Below are 16,327 nucleotides of genomic sequence, written 5' to 3'. Positions count from 1 at the left end.
CCCTCACGGGCTGGAGAAAAACCCAGCCCTTATTTTTTCTTCAGGCACTCGCTCATGAACGCCTTGCGGGCATCGCCCTTCAGGGCCTGGGTGGTGGCCGTGGCGTTGCAGGTCTTCATGCGCTCCTGCGGGGTGCTCGGTGCAGCCTTGAGGCAGCTGCTCATGAACGCCTTGCGCTCGTCACCCTTGAGCGCCTTGGCGGTGGCATCGGCGTTGCAGGTGGTCATCTTGGTCTGCTGCGCCGTCTCGGCGAAGCCCTGGGAACACAGCAGCAAACCGATCGTCAACAAAGGCACACGAAGCATCTTCATGGTGTTTCTCCTGGCTGCCGCACGAGGGGACGGCGATGAGGTGCAGTGTAGACAAAGCCTGTTACACCTTCATCCGTTGGTTCTCCTGTGCCTGGTCTATCGCCATCGCGAGCAAGCTCGCTCCCACAATGGGCCGAGCGCAGCAAATCCCTGTGGGAGCGAGCTTGCTCGCGATGAACGATAACGCGGTCCAACTGGCTACACCCCGGCCGCCTTCAACCGCTGCGCATGCTCGACAAACAACCGGACCGGCTCGGCTCCCTTGCCCACCAGCCCCAGCGACTGGTTGACGATATCGAAGTGATCCAGCGGATAGTCATCGCCGATAACCGCGCCCAGGTGTGAACTGTAACGCCCGACCATGCCGTCGCATTGCCCCGCCTCTCTGACAAAGGTGCGGGCAAATAAGCGGCAAGTGCGGTTGGTGCCGTCGAACAGATTGCCTCCTCTATCGGTCTTGCCTGGCTGCAAGGTGCCGGACCATGAGTAATAGCGCACGCCATTGACCTCTTCCGGCCCGTGCCCGCCCCAGGTAACCGGCAGGCCCTGTGGATAACCTTGATTGAACAGCGCCACCCCGGCGGTGGTCAGGGAGGTGTGGGAAGCATGGATGTCCACTGGCAGCTTCGGCCCGCGATAGCCAGTGTCCAGCAGGCTCATAAGGGCGTTGATCAGGCGCAGCACGGCACTGAGCACACGCCCCTTGGCACTGTCGGCCGGGTAGTGGGCCTGCAGGTAATCGGCCAGTTCGGAGCCATGGTTGGGGCCGGCCACCGACGTGACCGACGCCACCAGGTCCGGGCGTTTGGCGGCGGCATAGCGGGCGGTGAGGCTGCCCTGGCTGTGGCCGATCAGGTTGACCTTCTGCGCACCGGTTTGCCGCAGGATGTCGTCGATCAATGCCAGCAACTGCTCGCCGCGCACCTCGGACGAATGCAACGGCGAAACCTTCACCGCCACCACCACGGCCCCACCGCGACGCAACGCCGAGACGATCCCATACCAGTACGGATACAGCACCAGGCGTATGAACCCGAGCATGCCCGGGACCAGTACCAGCGGGTAACGAGTGGCGCAACGTTGCGACATGGCGACATCCTTGTGATCAAGAGGGATCAGCATCAGTACCGATGATGACCAGTCTATGACACCCAGATGAATCCGTGGCGAGGGAGCTTGCTCCCGCTGGGCTGCGCCGCAGCCCCCTCTCAGAAAGATCGCGCCAAGGCCAGCAAGCGCTCCTCGGCCTCGGCACAGGACAACGCAAAGCTGCGCTCGGCCGACTCTTCGCCTTCGGCCGCCACCACCGTCACATCGGTGATGCCGATAAACCCCAGCACGGTGCGCAATAGCGTGTCGGCGTGGTTCATGCTCTCCAGCTGGCCACCGGGGCCAAAACCGAAATCGCCGCGGCTGGTCACGATCAGCGCTTTCTTGCCCAGCACCAGCGGCTCGTAGTGCGACACGCCGTTGTCCAGACTGTGGTTGAACGTCAGCCCGATGCGCACGATCTGGTCGATCCAGGCCTTCACGCCGCTGGGCACGCTGAAGTTGTGCATGGGCGCGGAGATCACCAGCCGGTCATGGGCTTGCAGCTCCGCGACCAACGCATCGCTCAGGGCCAGGTCCGCTTGCATGATCAACGGTCGAGCCTGGGGCTCGGGGTAGAACGCCGCGGCGATAAAGGCTTCGTTGACCGGCGCAATCACCGTGCGTCCGACTTCACGACGGGTCACTTGGGGGTGCGGATGGGCGGTCTGCCACGCCGAGACAAAGGTCTCGGCCAGGCGCCGGGAATGAGAACGCTCGCCCCGAGGGCTGCCATGCACTACAAGAATCTTGCTCATCTGAATCTCCTCTCACGGGCTACAATCAACATTGCTTGTGCCTTGAAGCTTGGAGCTCAGAGCGGGCTTCAGACAAATGAGCGTTAGTTAATCTGGATGAGCTGACTTCATCCATCTCATGTCGGGAGAATTCAAATGTTCGCCAACCTGCCGCTCAACGCGTTGCGCGCCTTCGAATCCGCCGCGCGGCTGCTCAGTTTCAAGGCGGCCGCGGCGGAGTTGTCGGTGACGCCGACGGCAGTCTCCCACCAGATTCGAGCGCTGGAGAGCTGGCTGGGGCTGATGCTGTTCGACCGCCTGCCACGCCAGGTGCGCCTCACCGAAGGCGGGCAACGCTTGTTCCACAGCCTGCACGGGGCCTTGCTGGAGGTGGCGCAAAGCGTCGACACCCTGCGCCCGCAACGCAGCAACGCCCACCTGACCCTGTCCACCACTGCCGCGTTTGCCGCCTTGTGGCTGGTGCCTCGCCTGGGGCGATTCTATGCGCGCCATCCGAACATCAATGTGCGCCTGGACACCCATTGCGAGGTGATCGACCTGCACCAGGACGCCAGCGTCGATCTGGTGGTGCGTTACAGCCTGGATGCCTACCCGAACCTGTATGGCATGTGCCTGTTCGATGAAAGCTTCGGGGTCTACGGCTCACCTGAGCAGGTGGCCCTGGCGGCCCGGCAGCCGCCGACGTTGATCAGCGTGCGCTGGCACAACTCCAAGCTGTACGCCCACGGTTGGGATGCCTGGTGCGCCCAGGCCGGGGAAACCTGGCTCACCCGGCAGCCGTGCATGCGCGAGTACGACGAGGAGCATTACGCCTTGCAAGCGGCGATTGCCGGGCAGGGCTTGGTGTTGGCGAGCAATATCCTGGCGTCGGAAAGCATCGCCAGCGGTTTGCTGGTGGGCTATCGCCCGGACGTCCAGGTCAGCGGCGCCGGCTACAGCGCCCTGTGCGTCCCGGGCCGCGAACGCCATCCGCCGGTGCGGGCATTTTTCCAGTGGCTGGGGGAGGAAGCGCGGCTGTCCGGTTATGCGCTGAAAAATTCAGTAAAACTTTTCCAGGACCGTGTCACTCAGATTTAAAGTGATCGCGCCAGCAGAGCGTGACGCCTCAACCGGATCAGCCTCCAGGAGAACGAGATGAGCGACATGCACTTATCCGATGTAACCACCCTGCGCGAACGTGCACGGCAGAACGTGCAGAACGGCGCGGTGACCGAGGGCTACGGCGCCGATCGGCAGGAAGTCATCCGCCTGCTCAACGAAGCGCTGGCCACCGAACTGGTCTGCGTGCTGCGCTACAAGCGCCACTACTTCATGGCCACCGGCCTCAAGGCCAGCATGGCGGCCAGTGAGTTCCTCGAACACGCGAACCAGGAAGCCGAACACGCCGACAAACTCGCCGAGCGCATCGTGCAGTTGGGCGGCGAGCCGGAGTTCAACCCCGACCTGTTGACCCGCAATTCCCACGCACAGTACGTCGCGGGCAACACCCTCAAGGAAATGGTGTACGAGGACCTGGTGGCCGAACGGATCGCCATCGACAGCTACCGGGAAATCATCCAGTACATCGGCGAAAAAGACCCGACCACCCGGCGCATCTTCGAGGACATCCTGGCCCAGGAAGAAGAACACGCCGATGACATGGCCGACATCCTGGCCGATCTGTAATAGCCTTCAGGGCCCCAATCGCGAGCAAGCTCGCTCCCACATTTTGACCGCATTCCTTCAGACAGAATGCAGTCCCCTGTGGGAGCGAGCTTGCTCGCGATGAGGCCAGCCGCCTCACCCCAATCTGGCTACCGGGTAGGCTTGACCGTCACCGGCGCCTTGCCCGCCTTCATCTGCTCCAGCAGCGGCGCGCACTGGTTCGGCTCACCGCCGCTGGGCGCCACCAACGCCAGCAACCCGGCCGCCGGCGCGGCGATCACACCCAACGCCACCATCCCGGCACCGCGCAGCATCAGGGGCACCGCCTTGACCCCGGCGGCAGGCTTGGCGAAGGGGCCGCGCACGTACAACGGCGAGCGCAGGGAAATCAGGCGCCAACCCTTGGACTCCGGGGTGATGGTCAGGTCCAACTGTTCGCTCGCCATGTTCGCCGTGCCGTCGATGTAGATGATCGCGTTCTCGGTGTCGAACACGAACAGGCGCGTGGTCGCCAGGCCCGTCTTGATGTCGAAATCCGCCGCCGCGCAGTTGATCTTCACTTCCTTGTCGCCAAATATTTTTCCCACCACGTAGTTGCCGACGTTCAGTCCTGCCAGCTCCATCAATTCCCGACTGATGGCGCCATCGTTGATGAGCATTTTCAGCGTGCCGTTAGAAGTGCCCAGCAACGCCGCCACCGAATTGCCGCGCCCGGTGATGTCGGCATCGCCGTTGAGCTCGCCGAAGCTGGTTTTCATCGGTTCGAAACCCGGGAACAGTTGCTTGAGCTTAAACCCTCGTGCCGTCAGCTTCGCCTGGCCTTCGAGGGGACGAGTGTGCCCGTTGAGGCGGATCTGCGCATCGAGCCGGCCACCGGCCACGCCGAAGCGCAGGGGCTCAAGGCTCAACTGCCCATCGATGAGCACCAAGTGGGTATACAGATCGGTAAAAGGCAGTTGTTCGCTGTGGACGATGCGTTTGCCGGTGAACTCCACATCGGCGTCCATCACGCTCCAGCGCTCGGTACGAAACTCCTCCACAGGCAAGACCTTGTCGGTCGGTTGTTTGCTGGCGCCGCCCCGGGCCTTTTGCTCGGCATTGGAGTCCGCACCGATCAGCGGCGCCAAGTCGCTGAACAGCAGTTGATTGGAGACCAGCGCACCACTGAGTTTCGGCCGCGGCTGGCTGGCGACATAGGCCAGGTCGCCATGGATATCGCTGTCGCCGATCTTGCCGTTGAACGCCTCGTAGCGGAACAGCGCCCCACCCGGCTCGTGCAGCTTGGCAATCAAGCGGCCATCGGTGGCGTAAGGCGGCGAATCCGGCAAGGTCACGCCGGTCAGCGGGTAGAGATGAGCGAGGCTTTTGCCGGCCAGTTTCAGGCGCAAGTCCAGGGCCCCGAGGTTCAGCGGGTCGGTGAGAGTGCCAGCCAGTTCGACGCGAGTGTCGCCGATCTTTGCCTGGGCCTGGAGCGGAAAGGGTTGTGACGCATCCTGCAAGGCCAGCAAGCCACCGACCTTGCCGGAGCCAGTCAGGTTTTGCCCGTGATACTGCCCGTTGACCTTGAAGGCGAACGCGTAGTCCTGCGGCGTCGCGCCTTGGTCCTGGGCTTTTTTGGCGGCCTTGTCGCCCACAATCTCACTGAACGGAATGGGTTTGCCCAACGGATCGATCAACAGGTCCAGGCGGGTCTTGAGTGTCTGATCGTCGAGGGTGACATGGCCCTTGTCGAAGCCGATGGCGCCAATATCCACCACCCAGCTGGACGGCTCGGCGTCCGGGTCCTTAGGGTCGAACTGGAAGGTCCAGTTGGCACGACCGTCCGCCAGGCGTTGCAGGTTGGCGTTAGGCTCCGTCAGGTCGATGCGCGGAATCGCCACTCGCCGGGCCAGCAAGGCCAAGGGCGAAACGCGTAGCTCGACACGCTTGAGCGTGACCATTTGCGGGGTTTTCGACCAGTCCGGGTTACCCAGGCTCAAGTCTTCGGCCACCACATGGGGCCACGGCAACCAGGCGCGCCAGCCACCTTCCTCCGGTTCGCGCTGCCAGACCACCGCCAAGTTGCCGTTGATGGCGAAAGGACGATGCAACTCCTCGGAAACCTTGGCATTGAGTGGGGGCTTGATGCGGTTCCAGTCGAAGAAAGCGAGGACCAAGACCAGCACCGCCAGCAGGACAACAAGGCTGGCAAAGCTCCAGGCGAGGATTTTCGAGGTGCGCGTCATGCACAAAGCTCCTGATGACAAGTCAGCGTCCGCTACCGCGACGCCTTGGGAAACACGAACCTGTAAGCGGTTCGCCATGAAACGTTGGACTGGTAGAACCACCAACAGGTGCCGATGAACGGCACAAAAAACCCCAGGATCCTGACCGAACAGCCAAAAAACTGTTACCGCGGCCGCCCATTTGCGAGGCAGTGATGGGTACAAAATACCCACTGCGGTGCAAAACAACACCTCGGAAATGCCCGTTCTAGAGCCTTCGCCCCGAACAATCAATTCTGTTGATTATTACCATTGCGTTTATGAACTTTTATATCGACTTATCGAGAGTAGCATTGCCCTCGTACCCACTTTATCGCCCTCCCAAGGAGCAACGATCATGAAACGCCAATTACTGATGAGCCTGTCCCTTTCACTGCTGGCCTCCACTGCCTTCGCACTGCCAGCCTCCGAACAAGCTACCCCACAGGTCAAGGACAGCCATTCTGTCTACAGCCAGACTGTTGCCGAAGGTGGCCGTGATCGTCTGGAAGAAAAAGGTCTGGCCGAGGACGGTTATGACCGCACCAAGCAAAGCGATACCGTTGCAGCTGATGGTTCCGACCGCACCCCAGGCCAAACCTTGGCAGCCGACGGCTCCGACCGCACCCCAGGCCAAACCTTGGCAGCCGACGGCTCCGACCGCACCCCAGGGCAAACCTTGGCAGCCGACGGCTCCGACCGCACCCCAGGGCAAACCTTGGCAGCCGACGGCTCCGACCGCACCCCAGGGCAAACCTTGGCAGCCGACGGTTCCGACCGCACCCCAGGCCAGACCCTCGCCGAAGACGGTTCTTCTCGCACTAAAATGGGCGATACCGTGGCCGAAGGCGGTGGTGATCGTGTGATCGAACGCAACAGCGCAGTGAGCTGAGCCCATGGTGGCCCAGAAAAAAGCCCGATTCCTGCAATCGGGCTTTTGACTTTTCAACCCCCCTCGCTTTCCCGCCCGCCCCCTCTCTATCGTTCGACGTTGGCAAAGCCGATTTGCTAAAGTGCGTCGCTCCCGTGAATCAGAAGTCAGCCTTGCGATGCTGCCCCGCGCCGAACAGAAACAACAGACCCGAATTGCCCTGATGGACGCAGCCCGTCATTTGATGGAGTGCGGCCGGGGCTTCGGTAGCCTGAGCCTGCGGGAAGTCGCCCGGACGGCAGGCATCGTGCCCACCGGGTTCTACCGGCACTTCGAGGACATGGACCAACTGGGCCTGGCATTGGTCAGCGAAGTCGGCCAGACCTTCCGCGAGACCATCCGCCTGGTACGTCACAACGAGTTCGTCATGGGCGGCATTATCGATGCGTCGGTGCGGATCTTTCTCGATGTGGTGCAAGCCAACCGATCCCAATTCCTGTTCCTGGCCCGCGAGCAATACGGCGGCTCCCTGCCGGTGCGCCAGGCCATCGCCCAATTGCGCGAAGGCATCAGCTCGGACCTGGCCGCCGACCTGGCCTTGATGCCCAAGCTGCAGCACCTGGACCTGGCCGCCCTGGGCGTGATGGCCGACCTCATCGTCAAGAGCGTGTTCGCCACCCTGCCGGACATCATCGACCCACCGGCCCAAGCCCTCCCCGAGCACCTCACGCCCCAGGCGAAGATTACCCAGCAACTGCGGTTCATCTTCATTGGGCTCAAGCATTGGCAAGGGTTGGGCAGTACCGAATAAACCCCCGGATTGTACCCACTGTGGGAGCGAGCTCGCTCGCGATAGCGGTCTGTCAGCGGCATCAATGCTGGCCGACTCACCGCAATCGCGAGCAAGCTCGCTCCCACAGGCTCTTTTTACGCATGTCGCAAAATGGTGCGCTACACCACGGCTCGCACCAATATGACACGCAATTCGCCCCATCCTGAAACGCCATCCCAGCTATTTCCTACACCTTCTTCGATTGGCAAGCCCCTTGCTCTAAACACCGCACCGTTCATTGCTGGAAGCACTCCGATGCTGGTGATCCACCGCAGAATCGACACTCAACCGCACTGGGACGCCGCGCTGCACCTGACCTTCGACGCCCGCAGCAAAAGCCGCCTGCGCTGTTTCAGTGCCGAAGGTGAAGACGTGGGCTTGTTCCTGGAACGAGGCCAGCCGCCGCTGTACGACGGCGAATGCCTGCAGGCCGAAGACGGGCGCATCGTGCGCGTCTGCGCCCGCGCCGAACAATTGCTGCACGTCACCTGCGCCAACGCCTTCGAACTGACCCGCGCCGCCTATCATCTGGGCAATCGCCACGTGGCCCTGCAAGTGGGCGATGGCTGGCTGCGCCTGCTGGACGACTACGTGCTCAAGGCGATGCTCGAGCAACTGGGCGCCAGCGTCGAATCCATCGAAGCCCCGTTCCAGCCAGAACACGGTGCCTATGGCGGCGGCCATCATCATTCCCGGCACGGCGACGAAGACTTCAACTACGCGCCGCGCCTGCATCAGTTTGGCGTGCGCACATGAACCCGGCCTGGGCGCTGCTGCGTCTGGCCAGCCCGCAACTGCCGATTGGTGGCTACAGCTATTCCCAGGGGCTGGAGATGGCGGTGGACAATGGCCAGGTGAAAAAACCCGACGACGCGCGGCGCTGGATCAGCGATCAATTGCTGCTGAACCTGGCACGCTTCGAAGCGCCCTTGCTGCTGGCGCACTGCACCGCAGCCGCCGCTGACGATTGGGACGCGCTGCTGCGACGTTGCGAAGAACACCGCGCCAGCCGGGAAACCCGCGAGCTGTATCAGGAGAGCCGGCAGATGGGCTACTCGTTGCAGCAATTGCTCGCGGGCCTGCCGGAACTCGACCGCGCCGCGCGAGGCTTTCTCGAACAGCGCAGCGAGCCGCATCTGGCGCTGGGCTGGGCCCTGGCCGCCCGCGCCTGGCAGATCGCCCCCCAGGACGCCCTCGCCGCCTGGCTGTGGAGTTGGCTGGAAAACCAACTGGCGGTGCTGATGAAAACCCTGCCCCTGGGCCAACAAGCGGCCCAGCGCCTGACCAGCGAGCTGCTGCCGCTGTTGCAACAGGCCCAGCACGACGCCTCGAACATCGACCCCGATCATTACGGCAGCGCCGCGTTTGGCCTGTCCCTGGCGTGCATGGCCCATGAGCGCCAGTACAGCCGTCTGTTCCGTTCCTAGGAGACACACATGAATACACAACCTCTGCGCGTCGGTATCGGCGGCCCGGTGGGCTCCGGCAAGACCGCCCTGACCCTGGCCCTGTGCCTGGCTCTACGTGAACGCTACAACTTGGCGGTGGTCACCAATGACATCTACACCCGCGAAGACGCCGACTTCCTGGTGCGCAACGAGGCCCTGGCGCCGGAGCGGATCATCGGCGTGGAAACCGGTGGTTGCCCGCACACGGCGATTCGCGAAGATGCGTCGATCAACCTTGAAGCGGTGGACCAGTTGAACCGGCGCTTTCCGGGCCTGGACCTGATCCTGGTGGAATCGGGTGGCGACAACCTGTCGGCAACCTTCAGCCCGGAACTGTCGGACCTGACGATCTATGTGATCGACGTCTCGGCCGGCGACAAGCTGCCGCGCAAGGGCGGGCCGGGCATTTGCAAATCCGACCTGCTGGTCATCAACAAAATCGACCTGGCACCCCTGGTGGGCGCGTCCCTGGAGATGATGGACAGCGACACCCGGCGGATGCGCAACGGCAAGCCTTTCGTGTTCAGCAACCAGAAGACCGGCCAAGGCCTGGACGACATCATCGCCTTCATCGAGCGCCAGGGTCTGCTGAGCGCTGCCTGATTTTTCGACTGACAACAAGGAAGCTTATCCATGACGTACAAACGCATTCTCGGCGCACTCGCCCTGCTGCTGACCCCGGCCCTGGCCTTCGCCCACCCCGGCCACGGCGACAATGGCCTGATCGCCGGCCTCGGCCATCCCATCGGCGGGCTCGACCATTTGCTGGCGATGCTGGCGGTCGGTTTGTGGGCCGCGCAACAACAAGGCGCCGCGCGCTGGGCGCTGCCATGCACCTTCGTCGGTACGATGCTGCTCGGCGGCCTGCTGGGCTTTGAAGGTCTGGAGCTGCCGGCGCTGGAAAGCGGCATCGCCGCCTCGGTGCTCGCCCTGGGCCTGGCAGTGGCACTGGCGGCACGTCCGCCGTTGAGCCTGGCGGTCGGTGCAACCGCCCTGTTTGCGCTGTTCCATGGCGTGGCCCATGGCTTGGAATTGCCGGACATGTCGAGCCCGTGGGCCTATGCAGCAGGCTTCGTCGCGGCCACGGCGGCGCTGCATGGCGCAGGTTTTGCGCTGGTGCGGGTGTTGCCGCAAGCGGCGGCGCCATTGGTCAGGTTGGCCGGGGCGGCTTCAGCGGGGGCCGGGGTGTGGTTGTTGGCGAGCTGATTCTTTAGCGCCTGCCTGGCCGCTATCGCGAGCAAGCTCGCTCCCACAGTTGACCGAGTTTCGTCAGGAAGAATGAGGTCGAATGTGGGAGCAAGCTTGCTCGCGATGACGGACATACAAGCGCCACCTCTCTGGAGTCGGTCACTCTGCTACCATGTCGCGCAATCGCCCCCAGCCGTGACGACCTCCGCCGATGCCTGATGCTTCCCGCCCCGCCCCCCAGCCTGAATTGATCGCCCTGTTCGCAACAGTGCGTCAGCATTTTCACGATGTGATCGTGCCAATGTGGCAAGGCCCGGGTTGGAACGCCGAATTGGCGCTGCCCTATGAATCCCTGGATGCCGGACATGCGCCGCTGGCGCCCCAGCGCTACCGCGCCATGGCCTGTGCGCGGCAGTTGTATGTGTTCGCCAGCCTGATTGGCGAATTCCCCCAGGCCGAGGAGCGGGCCAGTGCCCTGTTCCGCTCGCTGCAACGGCATTTCCACGATGCCGAACACGGCGGCTGGTTCTACAGCATCGACCCCCAAGGCGCGCCGCTGGACACCGGCAAAGACCTCTACACCCACGCCTTTATCCTGTTCGCCTGCGCCCATTACTGGGACAAGGTCCGCGAACCACTGGTGGAGTCGGTGCTCAACGCCAGCCTGGAGGTCATCGCCCAGCGCTTTGCCAGCGCGGAGGGCCTCTACGAAGCCAGCCTCAAGCGCGACTGGTCAACGACCGGCTCCGGCCCGTTGCAAAATCCCTTGATGCACTTGGCCGAAGCTTTCCTCGCCACGCTCTCGGTCCGCGAGGACGCCAACGTCCGCCAAGCATTGCTGAGCTTGTGCGACGGGATGTCCAAGCATTTCATCGAGCCGCAGCAACGAGTCATGATGGAAAAACCGCTCAAGGCTGTGGATAACTGGTTCGAGCCGGGTCACCAGTTCGAATGGTATTACTTGCTGGCCTCATCGCCGCTGTTGCGCAATGGCAAGCTGCACGCTGCCCTGGAGCGCAGCTTCGACCATACCGAACAACGCGGCGTCGATCCGGAATCCGGCGCCGTGTGCGCGATGCTGGACCAGGAACCACAAGCAAGCCCGCGCGATGCCACCCAACGCATCTGGGCTCAGGCCGAGTACCTGCGGGCACTGACATTACGCCCTGGCAACCAGGGGGTATTACTGCGTCAATTGCAGGCGCTGCAGCAGCATTTCCTGCATGCCAGGGGCTGGAACGAATGCCTGGACGCCGAAGGCATGGTCAGCCGTCAGGACATGCCGTCCACCACGCCGTATCACCTGCTGACCTGCTATCGCGGGCTGGCCGACTATCTGGCATAACGCTCCTGTGGCTCCTGTGGCGAGGGAGTTTGCTCCCGTTCGGCTGCGAAGCAGTCGTCAGCTTTTGGGGCCGCTACGCAGCCCAGCGGGAGCAAGCTCCCTCGCCACAGATGTCCATCCCATCAAACCTTGTTGCGCTCGATGGCAAACCCGGCCCAGGTCTGGCTCACCGGCATCAGCTCCAGGCTGTTGATGTTGATGTGCGCCGGTGTGTTGAGCACCCAGAAAATCGTATCGGCGATGTCCTGTGGCTGGATCGGCTCGGCGCCGGCATAAGTCACGTTGTAGCGCTCCTGATCGCCACCGAAGCGCACCAGGGAGAACTCGCTCTCGCACAGGCCCGGCTCGATGTTGCTCACCCGCACGCCCGTGCCTTGCAGGTCGCAACGCAGGTTCAGGGAGAACTGTTTGACGAACGCCTTGCTCGCGCCATACACGTGGCTGCCCGGATACGGGTAGTTGCCGGCGATAGAACCCAGGTTGACGATCCCGGCTCCACGGCCGTGGGCGATCAGGCGCGGCAACAGCAAGCGCGTGCTGTAGATCAGCCCTTTGACATTGGTGTCGACCATGGTGTCCCAATCATCGAGGTCGCACTTGGGGGCCGGGTCGACGCCCAGGGCCAGGCCGGCATTGTTGATCAGCCCGCGCAACTTGGCGAAGGATGGCGGCAGGTTGGCGATGGCCTCTTCCATGGCCTTGCGATCACGCACATCCAAGACCAGGCCATGGACTTCGGTCTGCTTCGACAACTCGGCACAAAGGGCATTGAGGCGTTCTTCACGACGACCGGTCAGCACCAGTTTCCAACCGGCCTCGGCAAACCGACGGGCACAGGCTTCACCAAAACCGGACGTCGCGCCGGTGATAAACAGGGTGTCAGACATCGTGTTCTCCTTGTTTGAACTGCAAAAGCCATTGAATGGAAATCGGCCCACAGCATGCCCGGCCTGACACGCCAGGGGCAAGGCTTGCCCATGAGCTTTGGCCACGGCTGCTCATAAAACAACCAATCCACGCCAGGCCTTTCCCAACAAGGCCCGCAGCCGGTTGCGCGCACCTTATCCACAGGCACGTCCACAGTAATCGGGGGCAAGTGAAAATCCCGCAAGCCGCTGTGCATAAGGCTTTTCGGGGTATTTGGAAAATTTTTTCGCTTGACCCTGCAAGAGAGGTTGTGCACCGCAAGTTATCTGCTATAAGCCACAGGGAAATGGGCGATGGCTCCAAGCCAGTAACGACGGCCCTCAGCGCGGTCTTTCCAGAGTTTAGTCACAGACTTATCCACAGGCTTGCCCACAATCTTTCGAGCTCATTCCCGCGTTCATAAAAGTGTTGACAACAGCCGCTCGCGCTTGCCAAAAAACACCTGATCAAAAAATACTCAAAGCCCTGCAAGCCACGTGTTAAAAGGCTTGCAGCCAGCTACTCCCACGTTACCCACAGCCAGTTCCACAGCAAACGGGGACAAGTCAAAACCGTGACAAAACAACTGTTTGCGGCGACTTTATGTCGCGGTTTCACAGGGGCTCAGGATTGTTGTCCACAATTTTGAAAAACATACAAAGCCCCCTGGGGGAGCGAGCTTGCTCGCGATAGCTTTGGTTCAATCAACATCGATGTCGGCTGACCTGCCGCCATCGCGAGCAAGCTCGCTCCCACAAAGGTGGGTGGTGGTTTGGAGGGATAAAAAAACCGGCGATCTCTCGCCGGTTTTTTCATTACAGCAGCCGCCTCAATGCCCGCCCAGGTACGCGTTGCGCACGTCCTCGTTGGCGAGCAATTCCTTGCCGGTGCCAGTCAGGCGGATTTCACCGTTGACCATCACATAGGCCCGGTCCGACAACCTGAGGGCGTGGTTGGCGTTCTGTTCCACCAGGAAAATGGTCATCCCGGTAGACGCCAGTTCACGCAAGGTGGCGAAGATCTGTTTCACCACAATCGGCGCCAGCCCCAGGCTCGGCTCATCGAGCAGCAACAACTTGGGCCGGCTCATCAATGCCCGGGCGATAGCGAGCATTTGCTGCTCGCCACCGGACATGGTCATGGCCCGCTGGTTGCGGCGCTCCTTGAGCCGTGGAAACAGCTCGAACATGCGCTGCATGTCTTCGCTGGCGTACTTGTCACCGATGGGAATGGTGCCCATCAGCAGGTTTTCCTCGACGGTCATGTCCGGGAATACCCGTCGCCCTTCCGGCGACTGTGCGATGCCGTTGGAGGCAATGTAGTGCGACGACTTGTGGGTGATGTCCACGCCCTGGTAGATGATCTGCCCGCCCGCCGCACGGGGCTGGCCGAAGATGGACATCAGCAGCGTGGACTTGCCGGCACCGTTGGAGCCGATCAGGCTCACGGTTTCACCTTCGCCAATGTGCATCGAGACTTTTTTCAGGGCCTGGATCGGCCCGTAGAACACGTCCAATTCCTTGAGTTCGAGGATAGGTCCACTCATACCAGTTCCTCTTCGTCGGCACCCAGGTAGGCCGCGATCACCTTCGGATCGTTGCGAATCGCCTCGGGACCGCCCTCGGCGATCACGTTGCCGTGGTCCAGCACCACGATGTGATCGGAAATGCTCATTACCATGCCCATGTCGTGTTCGATCAGCACCACGGTCAGATCATGCTCGTCGCGCAGCAGCCGGATCATCGCGCTCAGCGCTTCGGTTTCCTGAGGGTTGAGGCCGGCGGCCGGTTCGTCGAGGCAGATGATCTGCGGGCGGGTGCACATGGCCCGGGCGATTTCCAGGCGCCGTTGCTGGCCGTAGGAAAGCTCGCCCGCCAGACGGTTGGCGCAATCCACCAGGTCCACTACTTCCAGCCAATAGAACGCATGGTCCAGGGCGTCGCTTTCGGCCTTGCGGTAGCCCTTGGTGTTGAGGATGCCCGCCACCATGCTGCGGTTGACCCACATGTGCTGGGCCACCAGCAGGTTTTCCAGCACCGACATTTCCTTGAACAGGCGAATGTTCTGGAAGGTGCGCGCCAAACCAGCGCGGTTCACCAGGTGGGTGCCACCGAACATCTTGTAGTACAACCGGCTGGCGAAGGACTTTGGCGAGACGAAGTCCGTCGGGCGAAACGCTTCGCCCAACAGCTTGATGACGTTGGTTTGCTCGCCACGCACGTTGAGCTCGATCTTGCCGCCCGAGGCCTTGTAGAAACCGGTCAGGCAGTTGAACACCGTGGTCTTGCCCGCGCCATTGGGACCGATCAGGGCAAAGATCGAGTTGCGTTTGACTTGCAGGCTGACATCGCTGAGGGCCTTGATGCCACCGAACTGCATCATCAGGTTTTCGACTTTGAGTACGACTTCGCTCATGGCGCTACCCCCTTGCGTGGCGTCACGCCGGTACGGCTGATACGGATCAGGCCGCGAGGACGCCAGATCATCATCAACACCATCAGTACGCCGAACAACAACACCCGGTATTCAGAGAAGCTGCGCAGCAGCTCCGGCGCCACGGTGAGCACGAATGCGGCGATCACCACGCCCACCGTCGAGCCCATGCCGCCGAGTACGACGATCGCCAGGATCAGCGCCGATTCGAAGAAGGTGAACGACGACGGGTTGACGAAGCCTTGGTAACTGGCGAAGAACACCCCGGCCAGGCCAGCCGTGGACGCACCGATGGTGAACGCCGAAAGCTTGACCAGTACATGGTTCAGGCCCATGGAGCGGCAGGCGATTTCATCTTCGCGCAGGGCTTCCCAGGCACGGCCGACCGGCATGCGGGTCAGGCGATGCTTGACATAGAGCACCAGCAGTACCGTGATGAACAACACGATGTAGATGAACAGGAATTTGATGTTGGGGTTGTAGTCGATGCCGAAGAACTCATGGAACGGCACCCCGCCGTCCTTCGCCCGCCTGCCGAATTCCAGGCCCAGGAAGGTCGGTGAAGGCACCGGCATGCCATTCGGCCCACCAGTGAACGACAGCCAGTTGTTGAGCACCAGGCGAATGATCTCGCCAAAGCCCAGGGTCACGATGGCCAGGTAGTCACCGTGCATTCGCAACACCGGGAATCCCAATATGCACCCCGCCATCGCCGCCGCGATGGCTGCCAGCGGCAACACCGTCCAGAAGCCCAGCCCCAGGTACTGGTAGCCCAGCGCCAGGCCATAGGCGCCGATGGCATAGAACGCCACATAGCCGAGGTCGAGCAGCCCCGCCAGGCCGACCACGATGTTCAGGCCCAGCCCCAGCAGCACGTAGATCAGTCCGAGGATGACCACCGTGAGCACATACTTGTTGGCGAAAAACGGAAACACGATGGCGATCACGATCAGCGCCGGAATGATCCAGCGCAGCCGCGATTTGTAGTCCGGCGGCAGCACGTGCACGCCGGAGCCGGTGCTTTCGAAACCCTGGAGAATCTTCAGTCCCTTGGGGGTTTGCAGGAACAGGCTCAAGACAAAGCGCCCGATCATCACGATCGCCACCAACCAGCCGACGCGGGCCGGTTGCAGGTTGAAGCTGTAGCCGTCGAGCACCACGCCGACAATGGGCCCGAACACGATCAGCGAGATCAGGCCAGCCAGGATCGCGTCGATGACGCTCTGTTTGATATCAAGCGGTTTATTGGCAGCAGACAT

17 protein-coding genes are annotated in these 16,327 nt (G+C 62.1%); 9 read left to right on the top strand and 8 right to left on the bottom strand.

What is annotated here, in order from left to right; genetic code table 11:
• Positions 1–29 precede the first annotated feature (29 nt).
• From AB7M32_RS07615 to AB7M32_RS07605, 3 genes are all read right to left on the bottom strand, one after another.
• Positions 30–311 (bottom strand): PsiF family protein, encoded by a 282-nt coding sequence (locus AB7M32_RS07615; RefSeq protein ID WP_158457015.1) that lies wholly within the window; start codon positions 309–311, stop codon positions 30–32.
• Between the two features lie 198 nt (positions 312–509).
• Complete coding sequence (locus tag AB7M32_RS07610) at positions 510–1,400, bottom strand: alpha/beta fold hydrolase (RefSeq protein WP_454249549.1); 891 nt, start codon at positions 1,398–1,400, stop codon at positions 510–512.
• A 119-nt stretch (positions 1,401–1,519) separates the two neighbouring features.
• The gene (locus tag AB7M32_RS07605) at positions 1,520–2,158 is read right to left on the bottom strand and encodes an FMN-dependent NADH-azoreductase (RefSeq protein ID WP_454249548.1); all 639 of its coding nucleotides are present in this window, start codon (positions 2,156–2,158) and stop codon (positions 1,520–1,522) included.
• Between the two features lie 135 nt (positions 2,159–2,293).
• Here AB7M32_RS07605 and AB7M32_RS07600 point away from each other — a divergent pair, with 135 nt between their 5' ends.
• Together AB7M32_RS07600 and AB7M32_RS07595 are read left to right on the top strand one after the other, a co-directional pair.
• Positions 2,294–3,235 carry a LysR substrate-binding domain-containing protein gene (locus AB7M32_RS07600; protein WP_454249547.1) on the top strand — a complete coding sequence of 314 codons (942 nt, stop codon included), beginning with the start codon at positions 2,294–2,296 and terminating at the stop codon, positions 3,233–3,235.
• Positions 3,236–3,292: 57 nt separating this feature from the next.
• Positions 3,293–3,823, top strand: a complete 531-nt coding sequence (locus AB7M32_RS07595; RefSeq protein ID WP_454249546.1) for a ferritin-like domain-containing protein — start codon at positions 3,293–3,295, stop codon at positions 3,821–3,823.
• Between the two features lie 128 nt (positions 3,824–3,951).
• Here the strand turns inward: AB7M32_RS07595 and AB7M32_RS07590 are convergent, their stop codons facing one another.
• Complete coding sequence (locus AB7M32_RS07590; protein WP_454249545.1) at positions 3,952–6,027, bottom strand: AsmA family protein; 2,076 nt, start codon at positions 6,025–6,027, stop codon at positions 3,952–3,954.
• A 376-nt stretch (positions 6,028–6,403) separates the two neighbouring features.
• On the opposite strand from AB7M32_RS07590, the gene AB7M32_RS07585 reads away from it, so the two are divergent.
• The 7 genes from AB7M32_RS07585 (at position 6,404) to AB7M32_RS07555 (ending at position 11,729) form a co-directional block, all read left to right on the top strand.
• Entirely contained in the window at positions 6,404–6,937 is a 534-nt protein-coding gene (locus AB7M32_RS07585; protein WP_431481821.1) for a hypothetical protein, read from the top strand.
• A gap of 157 nt (positions 6,938–7,094) precedes the next feature.
• Positions 7,095–7,727 carry a TetR family transcriptional regulator gene (locus AB7M32_RS07580; RefSeq protein ID WP_060739390.1) on the top strand — a complete coding sequence of 211 codons (633 nt, stop codon included), beginning with the start codon at positions 7,095–7,097 and terminating at the stop codon, positions 7,725–7,727.
• Positions 7,728–8,003: 276 nt separating this feature from the next.
• Positions 8,004–8,504 (top strand): urease accessory protein UreE, encoded by a 501-nt coding sequence (gene ureE, locus AB7M32_RS07575; protein WP_454249544.1) that lies wholly within the window; start codon positions 8,004–8,006, stop codon positions 8,502–8,504.
• Positions 8,501–9,175: an urease accessory protein UreF gene (locus AB7M32_RS07570; RefSeq protein ID WP_454249543.1), complete on the top strand. Its 675-nt coding sequence runs from the start codon at positions 8,501–8,503 to the stop codon at positions 9,173–9,175. Before ureE ends, AB7M32_RS07570 begins: the two co-directional genes overlap by 4 nt.
• A 9-nt stretch (positions 9,176–9,184) precedes the next feature.
• Positions 9,185–9,799 (top strand): urease accessory protein UreG, encoded by a 615-nt coding sequence (ureG, locus tag AB7M32_RS07565; RefSeq protein WP_060739393.1) that lies wholly within the window; start codon positions 9,185–9,187, stop codon positions 9,797–9,799.
• Positions 9,800–9,829: 30 nt separating this feature from the next.
• Complete coding sequence (locus tag AB7M32_RS07560) at positions 9,830–10,402, top strand: HupE/UreJ family protein (RefSeq protein WP_454249542.1); 573 nt, start codon at positions 9,830–9,832, stop codon at positions 10,400–10,402.
• A 193-nt stretch (positions 10,403–10,595) separates the two neighbouring features.
• Positions 10,596–11,729, top strand: coding sequence for an AGE family epimerase/isomerase (locus AB7M32_RS07555; protein ID WP_454249541.1), 1,134 nt, complete (start codon positions 10,596–10,598; stop codon positions 11,727–11,729).
• Between the two features lie 122 nt (positions 11,730–11,851).
• On the opposite strand, the gene AB7M32_RS07550 is transcribed toward AB7M32_RS07555, so the two are convergent.
• The 4 genes from AB7M32_RS07550 to livM all read right to left on the bottom strand — a co-directional run bounded on the left by AB7M32_RS07550 (position 11,852) and on the right by livM (position 16,327).
• Positions 11,852–12,616, bottom strand: a complete 765-nt coding sequence (locus AB7M32_RS07550; RefSeq protein WP_454249540.1) for an SDR family oxidoreductase — start codon at positions 12,614–12,616, stop codon at positions 11,852–11,854.
• Between the two features lie 848 nt (positions 12,617–13,464).
• On the bottom strand, positions 13,465–14,181 hold the full coding sequence (locus tag AB7M32_RS07545) for an ABC transporter ATP-binding protein (protein ID WP_454249539.1): 717 nt from the start codon (positions 14,179–14,181) through the stop codon (positions 13,465–13,467).
• The gene (locus AB7M32_RS07540) at positions 14,178–15,050 is read right to left on the bottom strand and encodes an ABC transporter ATP-binding protein (protein ID WP_063323162.1); all 873 of its coding nucleotides are present in this window, start codon (positions 15,048–15,050) and stop codon (positions 14,178–14,180) included. The genes AB7M32_RS07545 and AB7M32_RS07540 overlap by 4 nt, the downstream gene beginning before the upstream one ends.
• Positions 15,047–16,327 (bottom strand): high-affinity branched-chain amino acid ABC transporter permease LivM, encoded by a 1,281-nt coding sequence (gene livM, locus AB7M32_RS07535; protein ID WP_407806480.1) that lies wholly within the window; start codon positions 16,325–16,327, stop codon positions 15,047–15,049. Before livM ends, AB7M32_RS07540 begins: the two co-directional genes overlap by 4 nt.

The sequence above is a fragment of the Pseudomonas sp. R151218B TE3479 genome (assembly GCF_053629195.1).
This window is presented reverse-complemented; position numbering and strand designations above follow the sequence as displayed.

What these genes read in the sequence shown, in the direction of transcription:
- ureG (WP_060739393.1), top strand. Translation starts at nt 9,185, where the DNA reads ATGAATACACAACCTCTGCGCGTCGGTATCGGCGGCCCGGTGGGCTCC.
- AB7M32_RS07555 (WP_454249541.1), top strand. Translation starts at nt 10,596, where the DNA reads ATGCCTGATGCTTCCCGCCCCGCCCCCCAGCCTGAATTGATCGCCCTG.
- AB7M32_RS07615 (WP_158457015.1), bottom strand. Translation starts at nt 311, where the DNA reads ATGAAGATGCTTCGTGTGCCTTTGTTGACGATCGGTTTGCTGCTGTGT.
- AB7M32_RS07540 (WP_063323162.1), bottom strand. Translation starts at nt 15,050, where the DNA reads ATGAGCGAAGTCGTACTCAAAGTCGAAAACCTGATGATGCAGTTCGGT.
- AB7M32_RS07570 (WP_454249543.1), top strand. Translation starts at nt 8,501, where the DNA reads ATGAACCCGGCCTGGGCGCTGCTGCGTCTGGCCAGCCCGCAACTGCCG.
- livM (WP_407806480.1), bottom strand. Translation starts at nt 16,327, where the DNA reads ATGTCTGCTGCCAATAAACCGCTTGATATCAAACAGAGCGTCATCGAC.
- AB7M32_RS07605 (WP_454249548.1), bottom strand. Translation starts at nt 2,158, where the DNA reads ATGAGCAAGATTCTTGTAGTGCATGGCAGCCCTCGGGGCGAGCGTTCT.
- AB7M32_RS07590 (WP_454249545.1), bottom strand. Translation starts at nt 6,027, where the DNA reads ATGACGCGCACCTCGAAAATCCTCGCCTGGAGCTTTGCCAGCCTTGTT.
- AB7M32_RS07580 (WP_060739390.1), top strand. Translation starts at nt 7,095, where the DNA reads ATGCTGCCCCGCGCCGAACAGAAACAACAGACCCGAATTGCCCTGATG.
- AB7M32_RS07560 (WP_454249542.1), top strand. Translation starts at nt 9,830, where the DNA reads ATGACGTACAAACGCATTCTCGGCGCACTCGCCCTGCTGCTGACCCCG.
- AB7M32_RS07545 (WP_454249539.1), bottom strand. Translation starts at nt 14,181, where the DNA reads ATGAGTGGACCTATCCTCGAACTCAAGGAATTGGACGTGTTCTACGGG.
- AB7M32_RS07585 (WP_431481821.1), top strand. Translation starts at nt 6,404, where the DNA reads ATGAAACGCCAATTACTGATGAGCCTGTCCCTTTCACTGCTGGCCTCC.
- ureE (WP_454249544.1), top strand. Translation starts at nt 8,004, where the DNA reads ATGCTGGTGATCCACCGCAGAATCGACACTCAACCGCACTGGGACGCC.
- AB7M32_RS07595 (WP_454249546.1), top strand. Translation starts at nt 3,293, where the DNA reads ATGAGCGACATGCACTTATCCGATGTAACCACCCTGCGCGAACGTGCA.
- AB7M32_RS07550 (WP_454249540.1), bottom strand. Translation starts at nt 12,616, where the DNA reads ATGTCTGACACCCTGTTTATCACCGGCGCGACGTCCGGTTTTGGTGAA.
- AB7M32_RS07610 (WP_454249549.1), bottom strand. Translation starts at nt 1,400, where the DNA reads ATGTCGCAACGTTGCGCCACTCGTTACCCGCTGGTACTGGTCCCGGGC.
- AB7M32_RS07600 (WP_454249547.1), top strand. Translation starts at nt 2,294, where the DNA reads ATGTTCGCCAACCTGCCGCTCAACGCGTTGCGCGCCTTCGAATCCGCC.